At 71.2% G+C, this 24,680-nt stretch carries 20 protein-coding genes, 6 tRNA genes, 1 pseudogene and 1 riboswitch; of the genes and pseudogenes, 15 read left to right on the forward strand and 12 right to left on the reverse strand.

Annotated features, from left to right (window positions below; all coding sequences use genetic code 11):
• Positions 1–248: 248 nt before the first annotated feature.
• Positions 249–1,352, reverse strand: coding sequence for a Leu/Phe/Val dehydrogenase (locus ACWDD7_RS02390; RefSeq protein WP_450455782.1), 1,104 nt, complete (start codon positions 1,350–1,352; stop codon positions 249–251).
• 199 nt (positions 1,353–1,551) lie between these two features.
• On the opposite strand from ACWDD7_RS02390, the gene ACWDD7_RS02395 reads away from it, so the two are divergent.
• On the forward strand, positions 1,552–2,394 hold the full coding sequence (locus ACWDD7_RS02395) for a hypothetical protein (protein ID WP_450455784.1): 843 nt from the start codon (positions 1,552–1,554) through the stop codon (positions 2,392–2,394).
• A 554-nt stretch (positions 2,395–2,948) separates the two neighbouring features.
• Positions 2,949–3,155, forward strand: a complete 207-nt coding sequence (bldC, locus tag ACWDD7_RS02400; protein ID WP_003949541.1) for a developmental transcriptional regulator BldC — start codon at positions 2,949–2,951, stop codon at positions 3,153–3,155.
• 452 nt (positions 3,156–3,607) lie between these two features.
• Here the strand turns inward: bldC and ACWDD7_RS02405 are convergent, their stop codons facing one another.
• From ACWDD7_RS02405 to ACWDD7_RS02440, 8 genes are all read right to left on the reverse strand, one after another.
• On the reverse strand, positions 3,608–3,781 hold the full coding sequence (locus tag ACWDD7_RS02405; protein WP_392212092.1) for a DUF6274 family protein: 174 nt from the start codon (positions 3,779–3,781) through the stop codon (positions 3,608–3,610).
• A gap of 443 nt (positions 3,782–4,224) precedes the next feature.
• A tRNA-Asp gene (locus ACWDD7_RS02410) sits at positions 4,225–4,299 on the reverse strand.
• Positions 4,300–4,396: 97 nt separating this feature from the next.
• A complete protein-coding gene (hrpA, locus tag ACWDD7_RS02415; RefSeq protein ID WP_450455786.1) occupies positions 4,397–8,341 on the reverse strand; it encodes an ATP-dependent RNA helicase HrpA in 3,945 nt (1,314 codons plus the stop codon).
• Positions 8,342–8,411: 70 nt separating this feature from the next.
• Positions 8,412–8,729, reverse strand: coding sequence for a hypothetical protein (locus tag ACWDD7_RS02420; protein ID WP_450455788.1), 318 nt, complete (start codon positions 8,727–8,729; stop codon positions 8,412–8,414).
• A 76-nt stretch (positions 8,730–8,805) separates the two neighbouring features.
• Positions 8,806–8,879 (reverse strand) — tRNA-Phe (locus ACWDD7_RS02425).
• A gap of 24 nt (positions 8,880–8,903) precedes the next feature.
• Positions 8,904–8,978, reverse strand: a tRNA-Asp gene (locus ACWDD7_RS02430).
• Positions 8,979–9,017: 39 nt separating this feature from the next.
• Positions 9,018–9,090 (reverse strand) — tRNA-Glu (locus tag ACWDD7_RS02435).
• 80 nt (positions 9,091–9,170) lie between these two features.
• Complete coding sequence (locus ACWDD7_RS02440; protein ID WP_450455789.1) at positions 9,171–10,742, reverse strand: metallophosphoesterase family protein; 1,572 nt, start codon at positions 10,740–10,742, stop codon at positions 9,171–9,173.
• 84 nt (positions 10,743–10,826) lie between these two features.
• On the opposite strand from ACWDD7_RS02440, the gene ACWDD7_RS02445 reads away from it, so the two are divergent.
• From ACWDD7_RS02445 to ACWDD7_RS02480, 8 genes and pseudogenes are all read left to right on the forward strand, one after another.
• A complete protein-coding gene (locus ACWDD7_RS02445) occupies positions 10,827–11,177 on the forward strand; it encodes a metallopeptidase family protein (protein WP_351877459.1) in 351 nt (116 codons plus the stop codon).
• 120 nt (positions 11,178–11,297) lie between these two features.
• Positions 11,298–11,816, forward strand: coding sequence for a hypothetical protein (locus ACWDD7_RS02450; protein ID WP_450455791.1), 519 nt, complete (start codon positions 11,298–11,300; stop codon positions 11,814–11,816).
• 229 nt (positions 11,817–12,045) lie between these two features.
• Positions 12,046–14,223 carry a DEAD/DEAH box helicase gene (locus ACWDD7_RS02455; protein ID WP_450455793.1) on the forward strand — a complete coding sequence of 726 codons (2,178 nt, stop codon included), beginning with the start codon at positions 12,046–12,048 and terminating at the stop codon, positions 14,221–14,223.
• 193 nt (positions 14,224–14,416) lie between these two features.
• A pseudogene (locus tag ACWDD7_RS02460) lies at positions 14,417–14,632 on the forward strand (hypothetical protein); the annotation flags it as partial.
• 48 nt (positions 14,633–14,680) lie between these two features.
• Positions 14,681–16,174 (forward strand): amino acid permease, encoded by a 1,494-nt coding sequence (locus ACWDD7_RS02465; protein ID WP_450455794.1) that lies wholly within the window; start codon positions 14,681–14,683, stop codon positions 16,172–16,174.
• Positions 16,175–16,261: 87 nt separating this feature from the next.
• Positions 16,262–16,334, forward strand: a tRNA-Lys gene (locus ACWDD7_RS02470).
• 65 nt (positions 16,335–16,399) lie between these two features.
• The gene (locus ACWDD7_RS02475; protein WP_450455796.1) at positions 16,400–16,936 is read left to right on the forward strand and encodes an NADPH-dependent FMN reductase; all 537 of its coding nucleotides are present in this window, start codon (positions 16,400–16,402) and stop codon (positions 16,934–16,936) included.
• Positions 16,933–17,664 carry a leucine-rich repeat domain-containing protein gene (locus ACWDD7_RS02480; RefSeq protein ID WP_450455797.1) on the forward strand — a complete coding sequence of 244 codons (732 nt, stop codon included), beginning with the start codon at positions 16,933–16,935 and terminating at the stop codon, positions 17,662–17,664. Before ACWDD7_RS02475 ends, ACWDD7_RS02480 begins: the two co-directional genes overlap by 4 nt.
• A 106-nt stretch (positions 17,665–17,770) precedes the next feature.
• Here the strand turns inward: ACWDD7_RS02480 and ACWDD7_RS02485 are convergent, their stop codons facing one another.
• Both ACWDD7_RS02485 and ACWDD7_RS02490 read right to left on the reverse strand, forming a co-directional pair.
• Entirely contained in the window at positions 17,771–18,427 is a 657-nt protein-coding gene (locus tag ACWDD7_RS02485) for a DUF2637 domain-containing protein (protein ID WP_450455799.1), read from the reverse strand.
• Between the two features lie 10 nt (positions 18,428–18,437).
• On the reverse strand, positions 18,438–18,611 hold the full coding sequence (locus ACWDD7_RS02490) for a hypothetical protein (protein ID WP_285563442.1): 174 nt from the start codon (positions 18,609–18,611) through the stop codon (positions 18,438–18,440).
• A gap of 193 nt (positions 18,612–18,804) precedes the next feature.
• Here ACWDD7_RS02490 and lspA point away from each other — a divergent pair, with 193 nt between their 5' ends.
• The 5 genes from lspA to ACWDD7_RS02515 all read left to right on the forward strand — a co-directional run bounded on the left by lspA (position 18,805) and on the right by ACWDD7_RS02515 (position 23,243).
• Positions 18,805–19,335: a signal peptidase II gene (gene lspA / locus ACWDD7_RS02495; protein WP_450455800.1), complete on the forward strand. Its 531-nt coding sequence runs from the start codon at positions 18,805–18,807 to the stop codon at positions 19,333–19,335.
• Positions 19,336–19,385: 50 nt separating this feature from the next.
• Positions 19,386–20,543 carry a dihydrofolate reductase family protein gene (locus ACWDD7_RS02500; protein ID WP_450455802.1) on the forward strand — a complete coding sequence of 386 codons (1,158 nt, stop codon included), beginning with the start codon at positions 19,386–19,388 and terminating at the stop codon, positions 20,541–20,543.
• Between the two features lie 66 nt (positions 20,544–20,609).
• Positions 20,610–20,683: transfer RNA gene (locus tag ACWDD7_RS02505), tRNA-Met, on the forward strand.
• Between the two features lie 314 nt (positions 20,684–20,997).
• Positions 20,998–21,162, forward strand: a riboswitch (cyclic di-AMP (ydaO/yuaA leader).
• A 9-nt stretch (positions 21,163–21,171) separates the two neighbouring features.
• Complete coding sequence (locus tag ACWDD7_RS02510) at positions 21,172–22,233, forward strand: M23 family metallopeptidase (RefSeq protein WP_351876910.1); 1,062 nt, start codon at positions 21,172–21,174, stop codon at positions 22,231–22,233.
• Positions 22,234–22,298: 65 nt separating this feature from the next.
• Positions 22,299–23,243, forward strand: coding sequence for an aldo/keto reductase (locus tag ACWDD7_RS02515; RefSeq protein ID WP_450455804.1), 945 nt, complete (start codon positions 22,299–22,301; stop codon positions 23,241–23,243).
• 21 nt (positions 23,244–23,264) lie between these two features.
• Here ACWDD7_RS02515 and ACWDD7_RS02520 read toward each other — a convergent pair whose 3' ends face one another.
• Entirely contained in the window at positions 23,265–24,638 is a 1,374-nt protein-coding gene (locus ACWDD7_RS02520; protein WP_450455805.1) for a PrsW family intramembrane metalloprotease, read from the reverse strand.
• Between the last annotated feature and the right edge of the window lie 42 nt (positions 24,639–24,680).

Below are 24,680 nucleotides of genomic sequence, written 5' to 3' on the forward strand. Positions count from 1 at the left end.
CTCCATGGAGAGGCCGGTCCGTAGGGCTTCCACGGTACCTGAGCCCGCGCCCCTACGGTACGTCGCCCGCAGCACGCGCGTGTGCACAGAACCTTCGAGGCGCCCTGTCCTCGCTGGTCAGTGGCGATTTTAACCACTTATCGGGGAACGACCCGCCGATGGAAGTGAGAGTTCTCTCTAAGCTGCCTTCGGCGGGTACCGCTCATGTGTACGAATTTCGTGCGCGTCGAGTCATGCGCACGGTCGAGTCAGTGACCGGTGCGGCCCGTGCGGGCCTCGGCCATCCGCTGCTCGGCGATCCGGTCGGCCGCGGCGGCCGGCGGAATCCCGTCTTCCTTCGCACGTGCGAATATGGCCAGCGTGGTGTCGAAGATCTTCGCCGCCTTGGCCTTGCACCGCTCGAAGTCGAACCCGTGCAGTTCGTCGGCCACCTGGATGACCCCGCCCGCGTTCACCACGTAGTCAGGCGCGTAGAGGATCCCGCGGTCGGCGAGGTCCTTCTCCACCCCCGGGTGGGCGAGCTGGTTGTTGGCCGCGCCGCACACCACCTTGGCGGTGAGCACCGGAACGGTCTCGTCGTTCAGCGCGCCGCCGAGCGCGCACGGCGCGTAGATGTCCAGGCCCTCGACGCGGATCAGGGCGTCGGTGTCGGCGACCGCCGTCACCCCCTCGTACCGGTCGAGGATCCGCTGGACGGCGTCCGGGCGGACGTCCGTGATCACGACCTTCGCGCCCTCGTCCAGCAGGTGGCGCACCAGGTGGTGGCCGACCTTGCCGACTCCCGCGACACCGACCGTGCGGTCGCGCAGCGAGGGGTCGCCCCACAGGTGCTGGGCGCAGGCGCGCATGCTCTGGTAGACGCCGAAGGAGGTGAGCACCGAGGAGTCGCCGGCGCCGCCGTTCTCCGGGGAGCGGCCGGTGGTCCAGCGGCACTCGCGGGCCACCACGTCCATGTCGGCCACATAGGTGCCGACGTCGCAGGCGGTGACATAGCGCCCGCCGAGGGAGGCCACCATCCGGCCGTACGCGAGGAGGAGCTCCTCGGTCTTGTCGCGCTCGGGGTCGCCGATGATCACGGCCTTGCCGCCGCCGTGGTCCAGGCCGGCCATGGCGTTCTTGTACGACATCCCGCGCGCGAGGTTGAGCGCGTCGGTGACGGCCTCGGCCTCGGTCGCGTACGGGTAGAAGCGGGTACCGCCGAGGGCCGGGCCCAGAGCGGTGGAGTGGAGCGCGATCACGGCCTTGAGGCCACTGGCGCGGTCCTGGCAGAGCACGACCTGCTCATGACCGCCCTGCTCCGAGTGGAACAGGGTGTGCAGGACATCAGCAGGCGCGCCGGTTACGTCGGTCACTGTGGTGACTCCTGTGTACTAGCGGCGGGTGGGGATCAGCTCCCGTACGGGTGGCGGGAACTGGTGGGATGAGCGTAGAGCCTCCGTCCGAGCACCGTCCGCGCAGTGGTGAGGATCACTCGCACGGGGCCACCGCACCCCCCTGACCGTGGCACGATTTGCAGTGTTTCGAGCCGGGTCCGAAGGGGAGGGAGCAGGCGTGCCGAAGGTGTCCTCCGTGGTCGTCCCCTATGCCGCCTATCTGCGCGTGTACGAGCCGCTGGGCGCCTTCCCCGAGCCGGAGCGCGGGCACTGGGCGCGTTACGCGCGGCGTCCGGACCGGCCCTCGTACCAGGACGAACTGCGCCGCTCCCTCGCCGACTTGGTGCCGACCCCGCCGGTCGCGGTGCCGGTGCAGGAGAGCGGCGACGCCTTCGTGCTGGAGGTCGACGGGGTGGTCTGTGTGTGCCCCTGGCGGACCCGGTTGCGCGGCTGGCAGGCGCTGGAGGGGCTCGGCGACGAGCTGCCCCCGCCGGTGCTGGACGCGGTGCTGCCGCCGGTGGTGCGCCGGCAGGCGGCGCTGGACTACGAGCGCTGGCTCGCCCGCAACCCCGACGCGCGCCCGTGGATCCGCACGGCGACCTGGCAGGTGCCGCTGAACTGGTTCGTGCTGGTCGCGGACGAGGAGCGGCAGTACGACAAGGGGACCGCCGAGGCGCCTCCGGTGCTGCGCTACCGCACGCCCATGGTGCAGGCCCGGCGCCGGGTGGCGCGGGCGCTGCGCACCCTGAGGGACACCATGGAGGAAGGGCCGCTGATCGACGGCCTGGTGGACGTCGGTCGCTGGCTGGAGGAGTTCCATCCGCGCTCGCTGGTGGAGCTGGACTACGGCGGCCTCGTGCATGTGATGTCGGCGGGCGAACTGGAGGACGACCACTCGGCGGCGGACGTGGCCGAGGGCGTCGAGGCGCTGCGCCAGGGCGACGGGGCGGCGGCCGGGGAGGCGTACGCGCGGCTCGTGGAGCGGTGGCGAGCGGTGCGGGACCGGCGTTCGGCGAACTGACGTTCAAACAGAAGTAGCCGGAAAGTGACGTGCGCCACAGCTGAGACGGTGTCGAACGGCGTACGGTCGACCGCGTTTCACCCAACTGACGGGCCGTCGGCTCCGATCTGGGCGTTTGTGCCGAGAACGTCCTAAGGGTGATGAACTGCACGTACAGGGCCCTTGCGCCTCTTCCCCCTCCTCGTGCCAAAATAGGACAAGGAGTCCGGGGAGGGTTCCTTCCGTCCGTGTGTGGTGCACTATGGGCGGAATCTCTGCATTGCACGCTTTGGGGGGTCCGGTGCCTCCTGATCGTCCTGTGACTGATCGTCACAGTGGCGTGACTGTCCGCTATGGCATGGTCCATCGGCTTCCGTCGCTGATGAACACCTGGGAGGGCAATTCCATCGGTTTGGCCGACCGGGCTGGACAGATGGTGTAGTTGTAGTGCCGAGGACAAGCCGTTCGTCCTATAACCGACTCGACTCGCGTCCGCCATTTCGGGCAACGCGGGTCAAGGTGCAGAATTTAGAGGAAAGAACCGAGAAGGTTCGGTTCTCCCGAGGAGGCCGCTCATGACCGCTCGCACCCCTGATGCCGAGCCGCTGCTGACCCCGGCTGAGGTCGCCACCATGTTCCGTGTCGACCCCAAGACGGTCACGCGGTGGGCGAAGGCCGGCAAGCTCACGTCGATCCGCACGCTCGGCGGGCACCGCCGTTACCGCGAGGCCGAGGTCCGCGCCCTGCTCGCGGGTATCCCGCAGCAGCGCAGCGAGGCCTGACCGAGCAGGCGGAACAACTGAAAACAGGGCGAAACGGCAGGCCCCCCAACTTGCCGAGCCGCCCGAAACCCTAGCTTCAAGCGACGCGGGACCTGCCCCAACAGGCCCCACGCCCAAGCCGAAAAGAACGTTGTAGGCAAGCGACACAGGGTGCGTCGTCGATCGCGCTGGACTCCGCCGGGTCCAGCGCGATCTGTTTTGTGCGCTGGTCGGGGGCGGGGTGCGGGCTCGGCGGGGGTGCCGGGAGTGCCTGGGGTGCAACTCCGGAGCAGAGTGCAATTGCACATATTAAATTGACCTGTTGTAGGACGGGAGTAAATGCCGGGGTTCGGAAAACTCGTGCGGTGACACCCGTCACATGCCGGGCTACTTGTTGCCTCGGGCATCCGTGCGCTAGAGGAAGCGCTGGTTCCAGTGTCCCCTGGGTCAACGGGAGTTGAGGCTTCCGTTGGTCACGACGTGCGGGGCCCTTGGTCCTCGGCGCGTTCCCTGGGGCCCGCGTCCATCGCCAGTCGCAGCAGGCGGTGGCAGACGGGACAGTGACGGGTGAGGTGCCGGTACGACGAGGCGGCCGCGAGATGTGCTCTCAGCAGCGCCCGCGTCTCATGTCTGACCGATGTCGCCATGGCCGCCTCCCCGGACCTCCACCCTGAACCGGTCCCTGCCCCTTTGGGTACCGAGGGAACCGAACGCCGTCAAGGCCGCGCGACGGCATGGAGGCGTCCGAGAGCGTCCAGGAGGAGGCGGGTGGGGTTCTGGTGGGGTTTGCTGGAATCCGTTGGCCTGGGGCGCCGTTGCGGCTGCGCCTCGACCGGGCGTTCCGGCGCGGTGGGGCCGGGAGGCCGGGCGGGGGTCGACGGGTTCGGCCGGGCGCGGGCCGGGGGCATGGGCGAGGCCGGCGGTCGTCGGCGGACGCGGGCTTCTGTCTCGCCGCGGTCCTGACGAGACCAGTCCTGTCGGATCACGGCTTCGCCGCGGGCGCGGCCTCCGTCTCGGCGGAGTGATGGCGAGCGTGGCGGGGTATGAGTGAGGCCCGCATCCCTGGGGGATGCGGGCCTCTACTTCACTGCGGTCCTGACGGGATTTGAACCCGCGGCCTCCACCTTGACAGGGTGGCGAGCACTCCAAACTGCTCCACAGGACCAGGTTTCGCGGCGCTTGGCTTGTTGCTTTGCGCTGCGAGATGAGACTGTACAGGAGGTGAGGCCGCCTGGTCGAACTCACCCCCTGTGAGCGATCGGTTACGGTGCCGCCGCGTCGATCGCCTTCACGATCCGCTTGTCGGAGACGGGGTACGCCGTGCCCAGCGCGTGGGCGAAATAGCTGACCCGCAGCTCCTCCAGCATCCAGCGGATGTCCAGGACCTGCTGCGGAACCGGCCGCCCCTGCGGGAGCTGCTCCAGCAGCCAGGCGTACTCGTCCCGCATCTCGTGGACCTTCTCCATGCGCGTGGTGTCCCGCTGCACGTTCGCCGGCATCTGCTGAAGCCGCCGGTCCGCCGCCACCAGGTACCGCATCAGATCGGGCAGCCGCCGTATCCCCGCCCAGGTGACGAACCCCGGCTTCACCAGCGCGTCCAGCTGCTTGCGGACGTCCGTGAGGTTCGCGAGCAGCGCGGGGCTCCGCACGCTCTTCAGGCGCCGCTCACAGGCCTGCCACGCGGCGAGCACCTGCTGCACCTGCCCGACCGCGCGCACCGTGGTGTCCACGATCTCGGCCCGCACCTTGTCGTACAGCTTCCGGTACGACTCCTCGTCCCACGCCGGCCCCCCGAAGTCCGCGATCAGCTTGTCCGCGGCGGCCATCGCGCAGTCGTCGAAGAGCGCCTGGATGGAGCCGTGCGGGTTCGCGGACAGCCCCAGCTTCTGCTGGTTGGAGAGCTTCTCGGAGGCGAACTTGGCCGGGTTCACCGGGATGTTGCGCAGGATCAGCCGCCGGGTGCCCCGCCACATGGCCTCCGCCTGCTCGGCCTCCGTGTCGAAGAGCCGTACGGAGACCGTGTCGCCGTCGTCCACCAGCGCCGGGTACGCCTTCACCGGCTGCCCGGCCCGGCGCGTCTCGAAGACCCGGCTCAGCGTGCCGATCGTCCAGTCGGTCAGCCCCGAGCGCTCCAGCGCCGGGCCGCCCTCGCGGGACGCGGTCGCCGCCGCGGCCTGGGACAGGGCCTTGCGCGCCTTCGGCTTCAGGCTGAGCTTGAGCGCCTCCAGGTCCTTGTCCTCGGCCAGCTTCCGGCGCCGTTCGTCGACGATCCGGAAGGTGATCCTGAGATGGTCGGGGACCTTGGACCAGTCGAAGTCCTCCGCCTCGAACGGCACCCCGACCATGCGCTTGAGCTCACGGGCCATCGTCACGGTCAGCGGCTCCTGGAGGGGCACCGCCCGCTCCAGGAAGGCCTTCGCGTAGTTCGGCGCGGGCACGTAGTTGCGCCGGATCGGCTTGGGCAGCGACCGGATCAGCTCCGTGACCACCTCTTCCCGCAGGCCCGGGATCTGCCAGTCGAAGCCCTCGTCGGTGACCTGGTTGAGGACCTGGAGCGGGATGTGCACGGTCACACCGTCCGCGTCCGCGCCCGGCTCGAACTGGTAGGTGACCCGGAACTTCAGCGCGCCCTGCCGCCAGCTGTCCGGATAGTCGGCCTTGGTGACCGCCTCCGCGGACTCCCGGATCAGCATCTCCCGCTCGAAGTCCAGGAAGTCCGGCTGCTCGTGCCGCTTCCGCTTCCACCAGGAGTCGAAGTGCGCCCCGGAGACGACGTGTTCGGGTACGCGCTGGTCGTAGAAGTCGAACAGCGTCTCGTCGTCCACCACGATGTCCCGGCGCCGCGCCCGGTGCTCCAGCTCCTCGACCTCGCTGAGGAGTCTGCGGTTGTCGGCGTAGAACTTGTGGTGGGTGCGCCAGTCGCCCTCCACCAGCGCGTTGCGGATGAACAGCTCGCGGGAGACCTGGGGGTCGATCCGGCCGTAGTTCACCTTGCGCTGGGCGACGATCGGCACGCCGTACAGCGTGACCTTCTCGTACGCCATGACGGCCGCCTGGTCCTTCTCCCAGTGCGGTTCGCTGTACGTGCGCTTCAGCAGGTGTCCGGCGATCGGCTCGACCCACTCGGGCTCGATCCTGGCGTTGACCCGCGCCCACAGCCGGCTGGTCTCCACCAGCTCGGCCGACATCACGAACCTGGGCTGCTTCCGGAACAGCGCCGAGCCCGGGAAGATCGCGAACTTGGCGTTGCGGGCGCCCAGGTACTCGTTCTTGTTGCCCTCCCGTACGTCCTTCATCCCGACGTGGGAGAGGAGGCCGGCCAGCAGGGAGACGTGCACGCGGTCGGCGGGCGCGTCGTTCTCGTCGAGGTGGATGCCCATCTGCTTGGCCACGGTCCGCAGCTGGGTGTAGATGTCCTGCCATTCGCGGATGCGCAGGAAGTTGAGGTACTCCTGCTTGCACATCCGCCGGAACGAGCTGGAGCCGCGCTCCTTCTGCTGCTCGCGGATGTACCGCCACAGGTTGAGGTAGGCGAGGAAGTCGCTGGTCTCGTCCTTGAAGCGGGCGTGCTGCTGGTCCGCCTGCGCCTGCTTGTCCGCGGGGCGTTCGCGCGGGTCCTGGATGGACAGGGCGGCCGCGATGACCATGACCTCGCGGACGCAGCCGTTCCTGTCGGCCTCCAGCACCATGCGGGCCAGGCGCGGGTCGACGGGCAGCTGGGCCAGCTTGCGGCCGGTGTCGGTGAGGCGCTTGCGCGGGTCCTTCTCGGCGGGGTTCAGCGCGCCCAGTTCCTGGAGCAGCTGCACGCCGTCGCGGATGTTGCGGTGGTCCGGCGGGTCGATGAAGGGGAACTTCTCGATGTCGCCGAGGCCGGCCGCGGTCATCTGCAGGATGACGGAGGCCAGGTTGGTGCGCAGGATCTCCGCGTCCGTGAACTCCGGCCGGGCGAGGAAGTCGTCCTCGCTGTACAGCCGGATGCAGACGCCGTCGGAGGTACGGCCGCAGCGGCCCTTGCGCTGGTTGGCGCTGGCCTGCGAGACCGGCTCGATGGGCAGCCGCTGGACCTTGGTGCGATGGCTGTAGCGGCTGATCCGGGCGAAGCCGGGGTCGATGACGTACTTGATGCCCGGGACGGTGAGGGAGGTCTCGGCGACGTTCGTGGCCAGCACGATCCGGCGGCCGGTGTGCTGCTGGAAGACCCGGTGCTGCTCGGCGTGCGACAGCCGCGCGTACAGCGGCAGGATCTCGGTGAACCTGTACTTCTTCTTCTCCAGCGCGTCCGCCGTGTCGCGGATCTCCCGCTCGCCGGAGAGGAAGACGAGGATGTCGCCCTTGCCCTCGGCCTGGAGTTCCTCGACCGCGTCGCAGATCGCGGTGATCTGGTCGCGGTCGGCGTCCTCGGACTCCGCTTCGAGAAGCGGCCGGTAGCGCACCTCCACCGGGTACGTACGGCCGCTGACCTCGACGATCGGGGCGTCGCCGAAGTGCCGGGAGAAGCGCTCGGGGTCGATGGTCGCCGAGGTGATGACGACCTTGAGGTCCGGCCGCCTGGGCAGCAGCTGGGCGAGGTAGCCCAGCAGGAAGTCGATGTTGAGGGACCGTTCGTGCGCCTCGTCGATGATGATCGTGTCGTAGGCGCGCAGCTCTCGGTCGGTCTGGATCTCGGCGAGCAGGATGCCGTCCGTCATCAGCTTGATGAAGGTGGCGTCCGGGTTCACCTGGTCGGTGAAGCGCACCTTCCAGCCGACGGCCTCGCCGAGCGGCGTGCGCAGCTCCTCGGCGACGCGCTCGGCGACGGTACGGGCGGCGATCCGGCGGGGCTGGGTGTGTCCGATCATGCCGCGGACGCCACGACCCAGTTCCAGACAGATCTTGGGGATCTGCGTCGTCTTTCCGGAACCGGTCTCACCGGCGACGATGACGACCTGGTGATCGCGGATGGCCGCCGCGATCTCGTCCTTCTTCTGGCTGACGGGCAGCTGCTCGGGATAGCTGACGGGCGGCACGCGCAGGTGCCGGTCGGCCATCCGGCCCGCTGCCTTGTCGATCTCGCCCTCGATCTCGGCGAGAACGGCGTCACGGGCCTCGGGCTTACGAATCTTGCGCGCGCCCTCGATCCGCCGCCCGAGCCGGTGCGCGTCGCGCAGCGACAACTCGGTCAGACGGGCGGCGAGGGAGCCGAGGGCGGGGGCTGGATGCGTAGACATACGCGATCCAGGATCTCATCTCGGCCGAAAGACGGTCGACCGATTTGACGCCGGTCCGGAACGACGCGGTCTAGGAGGCCGGCGCGGCGGGCGCGGGAACCGCGTCGGCGCCGCCGGGGGCCGCGGGGGTCTGCCGATGCGCCGCACCGGTCCCCAGCGTCATGGACCGCGCCGTGTTGGAGACGGCCTTGATGCCCAGGTACGCCGTGGTCATGCTGCTGACCGCGGTGAACGCCGCGGTGAGGATGCCGACGATCACCGAGGTGTTCCCCTGGAGCCGCCACACCCCCACGACCGCGACGGCGACGATCGCGACATTGCTGACCATCACCGCCAGCAGGCCGTACTTCGCCTTGTCCTTCTCCAGCTCGACCTCGGTACCGGTCATCGTTCCCCCTGTAGCCGCCCTGCGACGCTGCCACGAACGACGAAGGCCCCGTTCGACGAACGGGGCCTTCTGGTTGTGGCTGGGGCCGGGGTCGAACCGGCGACCTATCGCTTTTCAGGCGATCGCTCGTACCAACTGAGCTACCCAGCCACGAGGTTTCACGTGAAACCTCAGCGGTCCTGACGGGATTTGAACCCGCGGCCTCCACCTTGACAGGGTGGCGAGCACTCCAAACTGCTCCACAGGACCAAGCTGTTTGTGTGCAACAGTGTCGCACACGGTTCTGCGTGCCCCCAACGGGATTCGAACCCGTGCTACCGCCTTGAAAGGGCGGCGTCCTAGGCCGCTAGACGATGAGGGCTATCGGCCCGCCTGGGCGCTTCTCAGCGCGTCGGGGACGTGAGAAGCATATGGGATGGCGAGGGGGATCGCCAAAACGGTTTACGGACGGCGCGGGGCCCTCGCCCCGCCGGAGGGCGAGGGGGCGGTCGGCGCGGGCGAGGCGCCGGGCCGGTTGTCGTCCGCCAGATGGCGGCTGACCTCGGCCGTCGCCAGTCCCAGGCCGCCCAGCCGGATCGCGTCCCAGGCCTGGAGCCGATGGCTGTCGCGGTCGAAATAGAGCACCGAGACCTCGATCGGCGCCGGGTACCTCCCCTCCACCGCGCGCAGCCCGCTGCCCCCGGTCGAGCCCTCCATTCGCAGCCGCGTGCCGTACGGCAGCTTCTCGTCCCCCTCGTGGTGCAGGTGCCCGCACAGCACCAGCGGCACCTCCCCGTCCGTCTCCCGCGCCGCCACCGGCTCGTGCGCGATCGCCACGTCCACCGGCGTGCCCGCCGCCCGCTGGGAGCGCAGCGCGCTGTCCAGCCGGGCGCCCGCCAGCCGCTCGGCCGCGTCGCCGCCCGGCACCACCGCGCGGTCGGGGGTGAACTGGGGATCGCCCATGCCCGCGAAGCGCAGGCCGCCCACCGTCCGGGCGTGCCCGTCGTCCAGCACATGGACGTTCTTCATGTGCTCCAGGTACCGCTGGGTGACCTTGGAGTCGTGGTTGCCCCGCACCCAGACGTACGGCGCGCCCAGGTCCGCGACCGGGTCCAGGAAGCCGTTCTCCGCCGCCGTTCCGTGGTCCATCGTGTCGCCGGAGTCCACGATCACGTTCACCCCGTACTGCTTCACCAGTGAGGCGATGATCTTCCAGCTCGCCGGGTTCAGATGGATGTCCGACACGTGCAGGACCCGGATGGTGGAGGGGTCCGGCTGATAGGCGGGGAGCGTGGACGCGACGTCGTACAGCTTGGTCACGTTCGTCACCAGGCGCGCCAGCTCCTGCTGGTAGACGTCGAATTCGGTGACGATGCTGCGCGCGTTGCCGATCACCGAGGGCGCGGAGGACAGCAGCCCGGAGAACCTCGGCTCCAGCACCGACTTCGGGTTCCAGGTGGCGTACGCCGACGCGCCCGAGGCGGCCAGCAGCGCGAGGGCCAGCCCGCCGGCCGCGAGCGCGCGGCGCGGGCGCCGGTAGACGGCGAGCCCGAGGAGGCCCGCGCCGGCGACCACCGCGACGCAGGAGCGCACGGCGAGGTCGAACGCGCCGTGCTCCACGTCGTGGACCACCTCGTCCTGGAGGCCGGAGATCCGGTCCGGGTGGTCGACCAGTTCCTGGGCGCGCGGCGGGTCCAGCTGGTCGACGTCGACGTCCAGGCGGACCGGCGCCACATGGCTGTCCAGGCTCAGCGCGCCCAGCGGGGGCACGTTGATCCTCGTGCCGCCCGACAGGGAGGGGCGCAGCGCCATCGTGGTGTTCACCGGGCCGACCGGCGCCCGCACGTTGCCGACGACCAGCAGTCCCAGCCAGGCGCCGACCAGCACGACCGCGGTGAGGCCGACGGCGCCAGGCCGGGGCCGCGGGCGGGCGGCGAGCTCCAGGTCGGGGAGCGGGCGGGGGCGGGGGCGGCGGAGGAGGGCTGCGACGCGGTTCGGCACACGGGTGAGGACGGCGACGGGGACGCGGACCATTGGTCCCGTATGCCCATGCGCGGGCGCGGATATGCGGGGGTTCGCCGTCTCTCGTACGGCCCTCACGTGCCCGACAATGGCCAGGTGCTGGAGATGACGCGCGAGGAGTTCGAGGAACTGGTCGCCGAGGCGCTCGACCGGATCCCGCCGGAGCTGACGCGGCTCATGGACAACGTGGCGGTGTTCGTGGAGGACGAACCGCCCGCCGGCGACCCCGGCCTGCTCGGCCTGTACGAGGGCACCCCCCTGACCGAGCGGGGCGAGTGGTACGCCGGGGTGCTGCCGGACCGGATCACGATCTACCGGGGGCCGACGCTGCGGATGTGCGACACGCGCGAGGACGTCGTGGCGGAGACCGAGGTGACCGTGGTGCACGAGATCGCCCACCACTTCGGCATCGACGACGCCCGGCTGCACGCGCTCGGTTACGGGTGACGGGTCGTCACGGCCGAAGCCGTGTGCGCGGTGACGTGATGCGCACGGGCCGCGTGTCCTCCTGCGGGCGACGGGAGTTGGGAAGGTTGACTCCTTTCCTTGCCCCCGGAGGTGGCCGCCGTGCGCCCCTTGCCCGTACCCGTCCGACTGGTCGCCGCGGCACTGGCCGTCACCGCCGCCGCCGGCTGTGTGAACGTGGCCGACCCCGGGAGCCGGACCGCGCCCTCGCGCTCGGCGGGGCGGCACGGCGCCGACGGCGCGGCGGCGGGCGCGGGCCCCGCGGCGGACGGTGTGGCCGGGCCCGGCCGGATCGCGCCCGAGGGCGGCGGCGAGCACGGGCACGGCGGCGAGCGGGAGCCGGGGGAGTCGGCCCCGGCGTCGTCGGCGGGCGCGTCCGGCACGGACAGCGCCTCCGCGGCCCCCGCCGAACCCCGCAGGAGCCCCGGGGCCCCGCCGGCGCCGCCCCAGGGCCGGCCGACCCCGGGTCCCACCTCCGCCCCGCCCCCGCCCCCGGCGACCACCCCGCCCCCGCCCGGCACCGAGCCCCCGTCGGCCGAACCCTCCTCCTCGGCGCACGAGGACCCCGGTCCCCAACTGGTCCAACGGGAGCCGGCGCCCGCGGCGGGCGTCCCGATGTGACGGGACGCACAGGGATTCGGGCCCTCCGGATCGGCCCTCGGTTTGCCTTCGGGGGTGGAGGGTGCGTATGGTGGCAGATCGTTTGATCCCATTTGCCCGGCGCCACCGCAGAGCGCGCCGTGTGGCGCGTACTCTCCCTTGCCGTGGCGGACCGCATTGAGGCGGTCGTGTGCGAATCACGGAGTTGACGGGCGCGTGCCGACGAGACTCCGGAAGGTTTCGCATTCGCATGTCCGTGTCCAGTTTTGACCAGATCGTCGTGCCCGAAAACGAGAACGAGAACGAACTCGTGGACGAGACGACCGAGGCCACTGAGACCCAGGCCCCCGAGGCCCCCCAGACCACCTTCACCGACCTCGGCCTGCCCGAGGGCGTCGTGCGCAAGCTCGCGCAGAACGGCGTGACGACCCCCTTCCCGATCCAGGCCGCGACCATCCCGGACGCCCTGGCCGGCAAGGACATCCTCGGCCGTGGCCGCACCGGCTCCGGCAAGACCCTCTCCTTCGGCCTGCCGACGCTGGCCCAGCTGGCCGGCGGCCGCACCGAGAAGAAGCGCCCCCGCGCGGTCATCCTCACCCCGACCCGCGAGCTGGCCATGCAGGTCGCGGACGCCCTCCAGCCGTACGGCGACGTCGTCGGCCTGAAGATGAAGGTCGTCTGCGGCGGTACCTCCATGGGCAACCAGATCTACGCCCTGGAGCGCGGCGTCGACATCCTGGTCGCCACCCCGGGCCGGCTGCGCGACATCATCAACCGCGGCGCCTGCTCGCTCCAGGACGTCCAGATCGCCGTCCTGGACGAGGCCGACCAGATGTCCGACCTGGGCTTCCTGCCCGAGGTCACCGAGCTGCTCGACCAGGTCCCGGCGGGCGGTCAGCGCATGCTCTTCTCCGCCACGATGGAGAACGAGATCCAGACCCTCGTCGACCGCTACCTGAAGGACCCCGTCTCCCACGAGGTGGACGCGGCCCAGGGCGCGGTGACGACCATGTCCCACCACATCCTCATCGTGAAGCCCAAGGACAAGGCGCCGGTCACCGCCGCGATCGCCTCCCGCAAGGGCCGCACGATCATCTTCGTCCGCACCCAGCTGGGCGCCGACCGCGTCGCCGAGCAGCTGCGCGACGCGGGCGTGAAGGCCGACGCGCTGCACGGCGGCATGACCCAGGGCGCGCGTACCCGCACCCTGGCCGACTTCAAGGACGGGTACGTCAACGTCCTCGTCGCCACCGACGTCGCCGCCCGCGGTATCCACGTCGACGGCATCGACCTGGTGCTCAACGTGGACCCGGCCGGCGACCACAAGGACTACCTGCACCGTGCGGGCCGTACCGCGCGTGCGGGCCGTACCGGCACCGTCGTCTCGCTGTCCCTGCCGCACCAGCGGCGCCAGATCTTCCGCCTGATGGAGGACGCCGGTGTCGACGCGGGCCGGCACATCATCCAGGGCGGCGCCGCCTTCGAGCCCGAGGTCGCCGAGATCACCGGCGCCCGGTCCATGACCGAGGTGCAGGCCGAGTCCGCGGGCAACGCCGCGCAGCAGGCCGAACGCGAGGTCGTCCAGCTGACCAAGCAGCTGGAGCGCGCCCAGCGCCGTGCGACCGAGCTGCGCGAGGAGGCCGACCGCCTGGTGGCCCGCGTCGCCCGCGAGCGCGGCGAGGACCCGGAGACCGCGGTGGCCGAGGCACAGGCGACGGCTGCCGAGGAGCTGGCGGTCGCCGAGGAGCCGGCCGAGCGGGAGACCGAGCGCGAGGAGCGTCCGGCGGCCTCGGCGGCGCCCGAGCGCCGGGAGCGGCGGAGCTTCGACCGCGACCGTGACGACCGCGGTGGCCGTCCCTTCGAGCGTCGTGACGACCGTGGCGGCCGTTCCTTCGAGCGCCGTGACGACCGTCGTCCGTTCGACCGTGACCGCCGTGACGACCGTCGTGACGACCGTGGCGGCCGTTCCTTCGAGCGCCGTGACGACCGTCGTCCGTTCGACCGTGACCGCCGCGACGACCGCCGTGACGACCGCGGCGGCTTCCGCCGGGACGACCGCGACGACCGCCGTGACGACCGTGGCGGCCGTTCCTTCGAGCGCCGTGACGACCGTCGCCCGTTCGACCGTGACCGCCGCGACGACCGCCGTGACGACCGCGGCGGCTTCCGCCGGGACGACCGCGGTGACCGCCGTGACGACCGCGGTGGCCGTCCCTTCGAGCGCCGTGACGACCGCGGTGGCTTCCGCCGTGACGACCGCGCCGGCCACCGGGGCAGCGACCGTCCGTTCAACCGCGAGCGCCGCGACGACCGTCCGGGCTTCCGCGCCGGCGGTCACGACCGTCCCTTCGGCCGTCGTGACGACCACCGCGGCACCGGCTCCTTCGGCCGCCGCGACGACAAGCCGCGCTGGAAGCGCAACGGCTGACACCGAGTGAGGTGACGAAGGGCCCGTACGACACGTTCGTACGGGCCCTTTCGCATCCCCCGAAAGCCCGGGTGGCCCCAGGGCGGCTTCGCCGGAAGGTATCCGGGAGCGGATGACCGAGGCTCGCTGCGGGGCTACCGGGTGCCGTGCGGGAGGGCGCCGACCCCGGCCACGCCGTACACGAAGCTCGGGCGGGCGGCTCAAGGCCCGCGTAAAGGTCTTCGGTGGCTGGGGATCGACGTACAACGCGGTCCTCGGAGTCGGCGACATCACGGGGGACGGGAAGAACGACCTGGTCGTACGGGACACCGAGGGACGCCTTTACCGCTATGGCGGCACGGGCAATGGTTCCTTCGGCGGGCGGGCGCTGATCGGGAGCGGATGGCAGGGCTACAAGGGCCTCTTCTAGCCAGGACGTGATGCATGTCACGCCCCCGGCGAGGGAATTGCTGGGGGCATGACAGATGAGGTGACAGGCGCGCCGCTCTCCGACGAGGAACGGCTGGCCCAACTCGGTTACACCCAGGTCCTGGCCCGCCGCATGTCGGCCTTCTCGAACTACGCGGTCTCCTTCACGATCATCTCGGTCCTGTCGGGCTGTCTGACCCTGTACTCCTTCGGTATGACCACGGGCGGTCCCGCCGTGATCACCTGGGGCTGGGTCGCGGTCGGCCTGATGACGCTGCTCGTGGGGCTGTCGATGGCCGAGATCTGCTCGGCGTACCCGACCTCGGCCGGTCTGTACTTCTGGGCCCACCGGCTGGCGCCGCCCCGCTCGGCGGCGGCGTGGGCGTGGTTCACGGGCTGGTTCAACGTGCTGGGCCAGGTCGCGGTCACCGCGGGCATCGACTTCGGCGCGGCGTCCTTCCTGGGCGCGTACCTCAACCTCCAGTTCGGCTTCGAGGTCACCCGAGGCGGCACGGTGCTGCTCTTCGCCGCGATCCTGCTGCTGCACGGCCTGCTGAACACCTTCGGCGTGGAGATCGTCGCCTTCCTGAACAGCGTGAGCGTGTGGTGGCACGTGCTCGGGGTGGTGCTCATCGTCGGCGCGCTGGCCGTCGTACCCGACCACCACCGCTCGGCGTCCTTCGTCTTCACGCACTACGTCGACCGGACGGGCTGGGGCAGCGGCGTCTACGTCGTCCTGCTCGGCCTCCTCATGGCCCAGTACACCTTCACCGGCTACGACGCCTCCGCCCATATGACCGAGGAGACGCACGACGCGGCCACGGCGGGCCCGAGGGGCATCGTGCGCTCCATCTGGACGTCCTGGATCGCCGGGTTCGTGCTGCTGCTGGGCTTCACCTTCGCGATCCAGTCGTACGACGGGGAGCTGGCGTCCCCGACCGGCGCGCCGCCGGCCCAGATCCTCCTGGACGCGCTCGGCGCCAGCTCGGGCAAGCTGCTGCTCCTGGTGGTGATCGGCGCCCAGCTCTTCTGCGGCATGGCCTCCGTCACCGCCAACAGCCGCATGATCTACGCCTTCTCGCGCGACGGCGCGCTGCCCTTCTCCCGCCTCTGGCACACGGTCAGCCCGCGCACCCGCACCCCCGTGGCCGCTGTCTGGCTGGCCGCGCTCGCCGCGCTGGTCCTCGGTCTGCCCTACCTGATCAACACGACGGCCTACGCGGCGGTGACGTCCATCGCGGTGATCGGCCTCTACATCGCGTACGTCGTCCCGACCTTCCTGCGGCTCCGCAGGGGCACGGCGTTCGAGCGGGGGCCGTGGCACCTGGGCCGCTGGTCCGGCGTGGTCGGGGTGGTCTCGGTCCTGTGGGTGGCGGCGATCACGATCCTCTTCATGCTCCCGCAGGTGTCCCCCGTCACCTGGGAGACCTTCAACTACGCCCCCGTCGCCGTCCTCGTCGTCCTCGGCTTCGCCACCACCTGGTGGCTCGCCTCCGCCCGCCACTGGTTCCTCGACCCCGCCCGCCCCCACGTCAAGAACTAGCCATCCTCCCTTCGACGCGGCCGGGTCCCCCCTACCCGATCGGAGACCCGGCCTCCTCCGGCTATGCTCGGACAGGCAACATCGCCTGGGCCCTTAGCTCAATTGGCAGAGCAGTGGACTTTTAATCCATTGGTTGTGGGTTCGAGTCCCACAGGGCCTACGGAATCGCCCCCAGCTCAGAGGTAGTTCGAGCTGGGGGCTCATCCGTTTCGAGGGGGTTCGGGGATGATCCTGCTGCTTTCCGGGAGCCTGCGGGTCGGCTCCACCAATGAGGCGCTGCTGCGGACGGCGCAGGTCGTGGCGGCGGAGGCGGGGGTGCGGGCCGTCGTCCACGACGGGCTCGGGCGGCTTCCGCACTTCAATCCCGACGACGACCGGGAACCGCTGCCGGCGGCCGTGGCCGAGATGCGGGCGGCGATCGACGCGGCGGACGCGCTGCTGATCTGCACACCGGAGTACGCCGGGACCCTGCCGGGCGCCTTCAAGAACCTGCTCGACTGGACGGTCGGCGGGACCGAGATCTGCGACAAGCCGGTCGCCTGGGTCAATGTGGCGGCGCCGGGGCGGGGGCAGGGCGCGGAGGCCACGTTGCGGACGGTGCTCGGGTACACCGGGGCGGCCATCGTGGAGGCGGCCTGTGCGCGGGTGCCGGTGGGGCGGGCGGACGTGGGGGAGGACGGGGTCGTCGCCGACGCGGAGGTGCGCCGGCGCGTCGGGGACGTGCTGGGGCTGCTGGCGGCGGCCGGGGCGGGGCAGGCGTGACGCCGGACCCCGCGTACGTGCTGGATCTCTGGCGGCGGCAGCTGGGGCGTGTGCCGGAGTCGGTCTGGGAGCGCGCCGGGCTCCAGGTGCTCATCCTCGCGGACAACGGGCTCACCGCGCTGCCGGGCGACATCGGGCGGCTGCGGGGCTTGCGGACCCTGGACCTCGGGCACAACCGGCTCACCTCGGTGCCCCCGCAGATCGGGGAGCTGGCCGGACTCGACGGTTGTCTCTACCTGCACGACAACGAGCTGGGCGAGATCCCCGAGGAGGTCGGGAACCTGGCCCGGCTGAGGTACCTCAACGTCGGGGAGAACCGTCTCACGGCGCTGCCCGAGGGCATCGGGCGGATGGCCGCTCTCGTCGAACTCCGGGCACAGCACAATCGGCTGACCGCGCTGTCCGACAGCATCGGCGACCTGCGGGGGCTGCGCGAACTCTGGCTCCGGGGCAACGCGCTCAAGGGCCTGCCCGCGTCCGTGGCGGCGCTGAAGGAGCTGCGCCACCTCGATCTGCGGGAGAACGCCCTGGCCGAACTGCCGGGAGTGCTCGCCGGCCTGCCCCTGCTGCGGCAGCTGGACGTGCGGAGCAACCGGCTCACCCGGCTGCCCGACTGGATCGTGGACCTGCCCTCACTGGAGAAGCTGGACCTGCGCTGGAACGACTGCCCGCGGGAGTCGTCGCAGGTGGCCGCGCTGGAGCGGCGAGGGTGCGTCGTCCTGCTGTGACAGGGCATGACAAGGCGTGACGGTGCAGGACGAGGCGTGACCGTACAGGACGAGGCGTGACCGCGCCCGCCGGTGCCCCGGCGGGCCGGCCCCGTCGCCGGCGCACTCACCGGATGTCGTACGGCCCCTGCGCCTTGGGGTGGCGGCGGCTGTGCGCGGCGTGCCGAGGCCGGCTCACCTTGGAGGAGACCTGGCCGACGATCTCCCAGAAACACACCAGCGCGGTGATCGGCGGGATTCCGAAGATGATCAGGGAAAGCGGGGAATGCGCCGCGTGACAGACGCACAGCGCGACCGCCAAGGTGGAGGCACCCAGCAGAACGCCCCACGATCTCCTGGCACTTCGGCTCTGGACCGTCGCCCGGAGAATGGACAGCGCCGCCACGAGCCAGGGTCCGTACACCGTCAGGGGCCACCACTGCGCGAGGCGCATCGGCAGTACGGAGGAAGCGGTGGCGCGGAGTTGGGCGTAGGAATAGGAGAAGGACCAGCCCAGCATGCACAGCGCGCACACCGAGATGGTGGCGATCAGCAGCGTGACGTGCGCACCGCGCTGGTTGTCGCGCAGTGATCCGGGGTCGGTGCGGATGCGCCGGCGGTTTCTCCGGTGGCTGGACCTGGCGCCCGGCGGGGCGGCCGGGTCGGGATTCGCGGCGGACGCGCCGGACAGCATCTGGGCCAGCTCTTCGACCGGGTCCCACTGCATCTCCAGCGTGCTGAACCCGTAGTCACACAAAGCGTCTTCATCGTGAATCCTGTCCATCGGCCGAGTCCTAGAGCCTCACCATCGCCCGCAGGTACTCACTCTCCAGCTGGCGGATTCTCCTCAGAAAGTCGTCGAGGAGATCTGAACAGCCGTCGGTGAACACCTCGCCTTCCTTGCCTTCCAGCCGGAATGTGACCGGCGAGTGGAGATTCAGCGCTGTGCGTCTCTCAGTGCGTGCCACGGTCAGCTAACGAGCCTCTCGGGAGGAGGGGGTGTGGGGCATTCGGGTGCTTCTGTAACTCGAAAGCGGGGTTCGGCGGTCCTATGACAGCAACTGGAGAAAATACGAATGCCGTTTTCGTCGGCCGTGGTTCACCGGTGACGCCCCGCACGGCGGCCCGTACGCTGGGCGGGAAACGGGGAGGGGTACGGGCGTGACGCAGAGCGAGTCGAGCGGGGCCTCCGGGGCACGGCGGCGGGGGTGGGTGCTGTGGCTGGTGGCCGCCGTCGCCTACGCCGTCGACCTGGGGAGCAAGCTCGCGGTGGTCGCGGGTCTGGAGGGGCGCGATCCCGTGCCGGTGCTCGGGTCCTGGCTGGAGCTGAGGGTGCAGCGCAATCCCGGCGCGGCCTTCGGCATGGGCAGCGCGACGACCATCGTGTTCACGCTCATCGCGCTCGCGGTGGCCGCCGTCATCATCCGGGTCTCGCGCCGTCTGACCAGCACACCGTGGGCGATCGCGCTCGGGCTGCTGCTGGGCGGTGCGGTCGGCAACCTGACCGACCGGCTCTTCCGCTCGCCGGGCGGGATGCGCGGCGCGGTGGTCGACTTCGTCTCGGTGCGCGACTTCAGCGTCATGAACCTCGCCGACTGGGCGATCACCTGCGGCGGCGTCCTGATCGTCGTCCTGTCCTTCGCCGGGCACGAACCGGGCGGCGCGCGCGCTCCCCGGGAGCGGACCGGCTGACGGCTCCCCGGGAGCACGCGGGCCGGCACCGGGGCCGCACACTGGAGCCGATGAGCACCGAGCGAGCCCTCACCGAGCCCTACCCGTACGTGCTGCTGTCCGCCGCCGTCTCCCTCGACGGCTGCCTGGACGACACCGGCCCCGAGCGGCTGCTGCTGTCCGGTCCGGCCGACTTCGACCGGGTCGACGCGGTACGGGCCTCGGCCGACGCCCTCCTGGTCGGCGCCGGCACCCTGCGCGCCGACAACCCCCGCCTGCTGGTCAACTCGGCGAAGCGCCGTGCCGCCCGCCGCGCGCAGGGCAGGCCGGAGTACCCGCTGAAGGTCACCGTCACGGCGACCGGTGACCTCGACCCGGGGGCCGTCTTCTGGCACACCGGCGGGGAGAGACTCGTCTACACGACCGACCGGGGCGCGGCGAAGGCCGCCCGCCTCCTCGGCGCCACCGCCGACGTCGTCCCGCTCGGCCCGGCGCTCGACTGGCGCGCCCTGCTCGGGCATCTGCGCGCGGTGCGCGGGGTCGGGCGGCTCATGGTGGAGGGCGGCGGCACCGTCCACACCCAGCTCCTCCAGCAGGGCCTCGCGGACGAGCTGCACCTGGCGGTCGCCCCGCTGATCGTGGGCGACCCGGCGGCCCCGCGGCTGTTCGGGCCCGGCCGCTACCCGGAGGGGCGGCTGCGGCTGATCGAGTCCCGGCCGGTCGGGGACGTCGTGCTGATGCGCTACGCGCCCACCGCGCCCGGCGCCGGCCCGCTGCCCACCGCCGCCGACCGGCACTGGCTGCGCACCGCCTGTGAGCTGGCCGAGCTGTGCCCGCCCTCGGAGACGGCCTTCAGCGTCGGCGCGGTCGTGGTCGCCGCCGACGGCACCGAGCTGGCCCGGGGCCACTCCCGCGAGGGCGGGGACCCCGTGGTGCACGCGGAGGAGGCGGCGCTCGCCAAGACCGACCCCGCCGACCCGCGGCTGCCCGGCGCCACCGTCTACAGCAGCCTGGAGCCCTGCGCCCGCCGCGCCTCCCGGCCCGCGCCCTGCGCCGAGCTGATCCTGCGGGCGGGGGTGCGCCGGGTGGTGACCGCCTGGCGGGAGCCGGACACGTTCGTCGTGGCGGCCGACGGCACGGGAGTGCTGGTGGGCGGGGGCGCCGAGGTCGTCGTCCTGCCCGAGTACGAGGCGTCGGCCAAGGCACCGAACCGGCATCTGCTGGGCTGAGCGCGACCCCCGCTTTCCAACCGATGTGCTTTCCACCCCGGTGATGGCGTACAGTGGAGTCAACGACGCGGGGTGGAGCAGCTCGGTAGCTCGCTGGGCTCATAACCCAGAGGTCGCAGGTTCAAATCCTGTCCCCGCTACTGAAAACTCAGGGCCGGAATCCGGAAACGGATTCCGGCCCTGAGTGTTTTCCGGGTGCCCTGAGGAGTGCACCCCCGAGGGGGCGTCACCCATGGTGACCGTGCGACCGCCGAGCGCATAACATCTGAGTCACCATCAAAAACCCGATGACTCCTGAACGTCGGTCAACTCGCCCGGTTTGAGGGCTTCCTGGGCGGTAAGTCCGCGGGTCGGAGCGTTAATGATCAAGCCGAACGGCTTGGAAACTTCCCCCCGGGTCTATTAACGTTCGATAACGCAGCGCGGTCGTCCCAGCCGTCACCCGAGGCGGCTCCGTGCGCACGCGCCGAATCCCGTAAGGGAACCGGGGAACCACCACCTTGGGGTGAATCACGCGGACACCGTCGTGAACTCAGCGAGTCACGAGTGGCAACGCGCGTAGGAGACCTTCCTGCTCCGAACCCGTCAGCTAACCCGGTAGGCGGAGGAAGGAAAGGAGCACGCCCCCGTGGCGTCCAACCGGCCTGCCCCAGAAGCCCCGTTCGTGCCCGCTCAGCGCGAACCCGAGTCGTTCGGCTACGGCCCCGGCCCCGACGACGAAGGCCCCTGGGAGGAGTGGAACCCCACCGAGGAGTCCGTCGCACCGGTCCGCGGCCGGCACCGCGTCGCCAAGCAGCGCGGCGGCTTCGCCCGCAGTTCCACCGTCCTCGGCGTCGGCGTGATCGCCGCGGTCGGCGCGGGCGGCATCGCGAGTGCCAACACCGGCAAGCCGCCGGTCTCCATATCGATGCCGGACATGCCGAACGTCTCGGTGCCCCACCTGTCCTCCGTCGAGCACTTCTTCGGCGACGACTCCGCCGACGCGCCCAAGGCCGGTACCGCGACCGCGACCGCGCTCACCGACCTCGGACAGACCACCGAGGGCGGCAAGAGCACCGACGCCGGCGAGGCCCTGCGCAACCGGATCATGGCCCAGGCCGAGCAGCAGCAGGGCCAGGCCGACAGCAAGGCCACCGCCGCGATGGTCGCCGCGGCCCAGCAGCAGAGCGACGACGCGGCCGCACGGGCGGAGAAGGCGGCCGCCGCCAAGGCCGCCGCCGCCAAGGAGAAGGCGGAGGCCGACGCCAAGAAGGCCGCCGAGGCCGCGCGGCTGGCCGAGCTGGCCAAGCAGTACACGCTGCCGGTCGTCTCGTACACGATCACCGGCACCTTCGGGCAGCCCGGCGCCATGTGGTCCTCCGGCTACCACACCGGCCTCGACTTCGCCGCCCCCACCGGCACCCTGATCAAGGCCGTCCACGGCGGCACCATCACCCAGGCCGGCTGGGCCGGCGCCTACGGCTACCGCACCGTCCTCACCCTGGACGACGGCACCGAGCTGTGGTTCTGCCACCAGTCCTCCATCAACGTCTCCGTCGGCCAGAAGGTCACCACCGGCGAGGTCATCGGCCGCGTCGGCGCCACCGGCAACGTCACCGGGCCGCACCTGCACCTGGAGGTCCACCCGAACGGGCAGGCCACCGCCGTCGACCCGGCGCCCTGGCTGCGCGACAAGGGCCTCAACCCCTGACCGAGGCCCCGGTTCGGGCACCGGCGGTGGAATGCGATCACCCACCGCCGGTGTTGATGTGGAGCATGACTTCTCCGCGCACACTGGGTTCTTCCGACATCGAGGTCTCCCCGCTCTGCCTGGGCGGCAACGTCTTCGGCTGGACCGCCGACGAGCAGGACTCCTTCGCCGTCCTGGACGCGTACACGGCCGCGGGCGGCAACTTCGTCGACACCGCCGACGCCTACAGCGCCTGGGTGGAGGGCCACGAGGGCGGCGAGTCCGAGACCGTCCTCGGCAAGTGGGTCAAGGCCCGCGGCAACCGCTCCGACGTCGTCATCGCCACCAAGGTCAGCCAGCACCCGCGGTACCAGGGCCTGTCCGCGGCCAACATCAAGGCCGCCGCCGACGCGTCCCTCGCCCGCCTGGGCACCGACTACATCGACCTCTACTACACCCACTTCGACCAGCCCGAGGTGCCGGTCGAGGAGATCATCGGCGCGCTGGACGAGCTGGTGAGGGCCGGCAAGGTCCGGCAGATCGCCGCGTCCAACATCAGCGCCGAGCGGCTCCAGGAGTCCCTGGACTTCTCCAGCCGCGAGAACCTGGCCCGCTATGTGGCGCTCCAGCCGCACTACAACCTGGTCTCCCGCGACACCTACGAGGGCGCGCTCCAGGACCTCGTCGCCCGCGAGGGGCTGTCCGCGGTGCCGTACTTCGGGCTCGCCTCGGGCTTCCTGACCGGCAAGTACCGGCCCGGCGCGAAGGTGGACAGCGCCCGTGCCAACCGTGCCGCGGAGTACGCGGAGACCGAGCGCGGCCAGAAGGTCCTCGCGGCCCTCGACGAGATCGCCGCCGCGCACGGCGCCCCACAGGCCACCGTCGCCCTCGCCTGGCTGGCCGCCCAGCCGACCGTCACCGCCCCGATCGCCTCGGCCCGCACCCTGGAGCAGCTCCCGCCGCTGCTGGCCGTCGGCGACCTGAAGCTGACGGACGACGAGCTGAAGAAGCTGACGGACGCGTCGGCGTGAGGCGCCCCCGCCACCGCTGAGTCATCCGCGGTACGGGTTGTACGACGGGTACGGCGCCGCCGGGTAGCCGTACCCGTCTCCCGGACCGTGCGCGTGCCCGTACCCGTATCCGTGCCCCGGTACGGGCATGTACGCGTGCCCGTACGGCACGGGCGCCCACGCCGTACGGGCGGGCGCGGGCGCGGCCGTGCGGGCCGCGTACTCCAGGGCGGGGCGGGCGGCCTCGCGGCGCTGCCACAGTTCGTCCAGCAGTTCCCGCTCGCGTACGACGAAGTCGGCGCCCGCCAGGCCGCGGCGGCCCCGCCGCCGCAGCAGCGCGAGGGCGGTGGCGGACGACTCGTACCGGGCGACCGACCGTGCCGTGGCGCGGTCGGCGTGGTGGCGGGCGTAGTCGCGGGCCATGCGGCGCGCGCGCATCGAGCCCAGCGCGAAGGGCTCGGCCGGGCCCAGCCAGCCGGCCAGCACATAGGCCGGCAGCTCCTCGCGCACCGTGCGCAGCTCCCGCTGCCGGGTCCAGATCGCGAGCCAGGTCAGCAGTCCGAACGCGGGCAGCATGAAGGTGCCGTAGACGGCGAGGAAGCCGTACTGGCCGAAGGTGGCGGAGCCGTTCCACAGGGCGTGCATGCACATCGCGAGCAGCAGTCCGCCGAGCGGGATCAGCACCCGCCGGGCGCGCCCGCGGGCCCCGTACAGCGCGCCGAGGCCGAAGCCGATGCCGGTGCAGGTGGTGAACAGCGGGTGCGCGAACGGGGACATCACGATGCGCACGAAGAAGGTGGCGGCGGTGACGGAGACGACGCCGTGGCCGCCGGTGAGCTGGTCGGTCCCGAAGGCCGTGCCGAGATAGAGGATGTTCTCGGTGAACGCGAACCCGGTGGCGGTGATCCCGGCTATCACCATCCCGTCCACGATCCCGGTGAAGCCGCGCCTGCGGAAGAGGAAGACGAGCAGGACGGCGGCGGCCTTGGCGGACTCCTCGACGATCGGCGCTATCACGGTGGCGCCGAGGGTGTCGGCGCTCGCCGGGTCCGCGGTGGAGGTCGCGATCCACTTGGTCGCGAAGCTGTTGGCGACGATGGCTATCAGCGCCGCCGCGAACGCGCCCCAGCAGAACGCGAACACCAGGTTCCGCCAGGGGAAGGGCGTCACCCGGTCCAGCCAGCGGAACGCGGTGATCAGCCAGGGCACCGGCAGCACCGCGAGGCCGAGGCCCACCAGGAACCCCTCGGTGCCGGTCTCCCTGCGCACCAGCGCCAGGATGACCAGGCCGGACAGGGCCAGCAGCGTGATCAGCGCGCCGTAGCGCACCCACCGCAGCTGCCACCAGTGCGGGTGGCGCAGCACGCTCTCGCCGGGGCTCGGGGGGTACATCGGGTACACGGGACTGGTGGCCACGGCATCGACCCTAACGGTGGCGGGGCGAGGGGCTGGAGCGCT

The sequence above is a fragment of the Streptomyces sp. NPDC001056 genome (assembly GCF_053598955.1).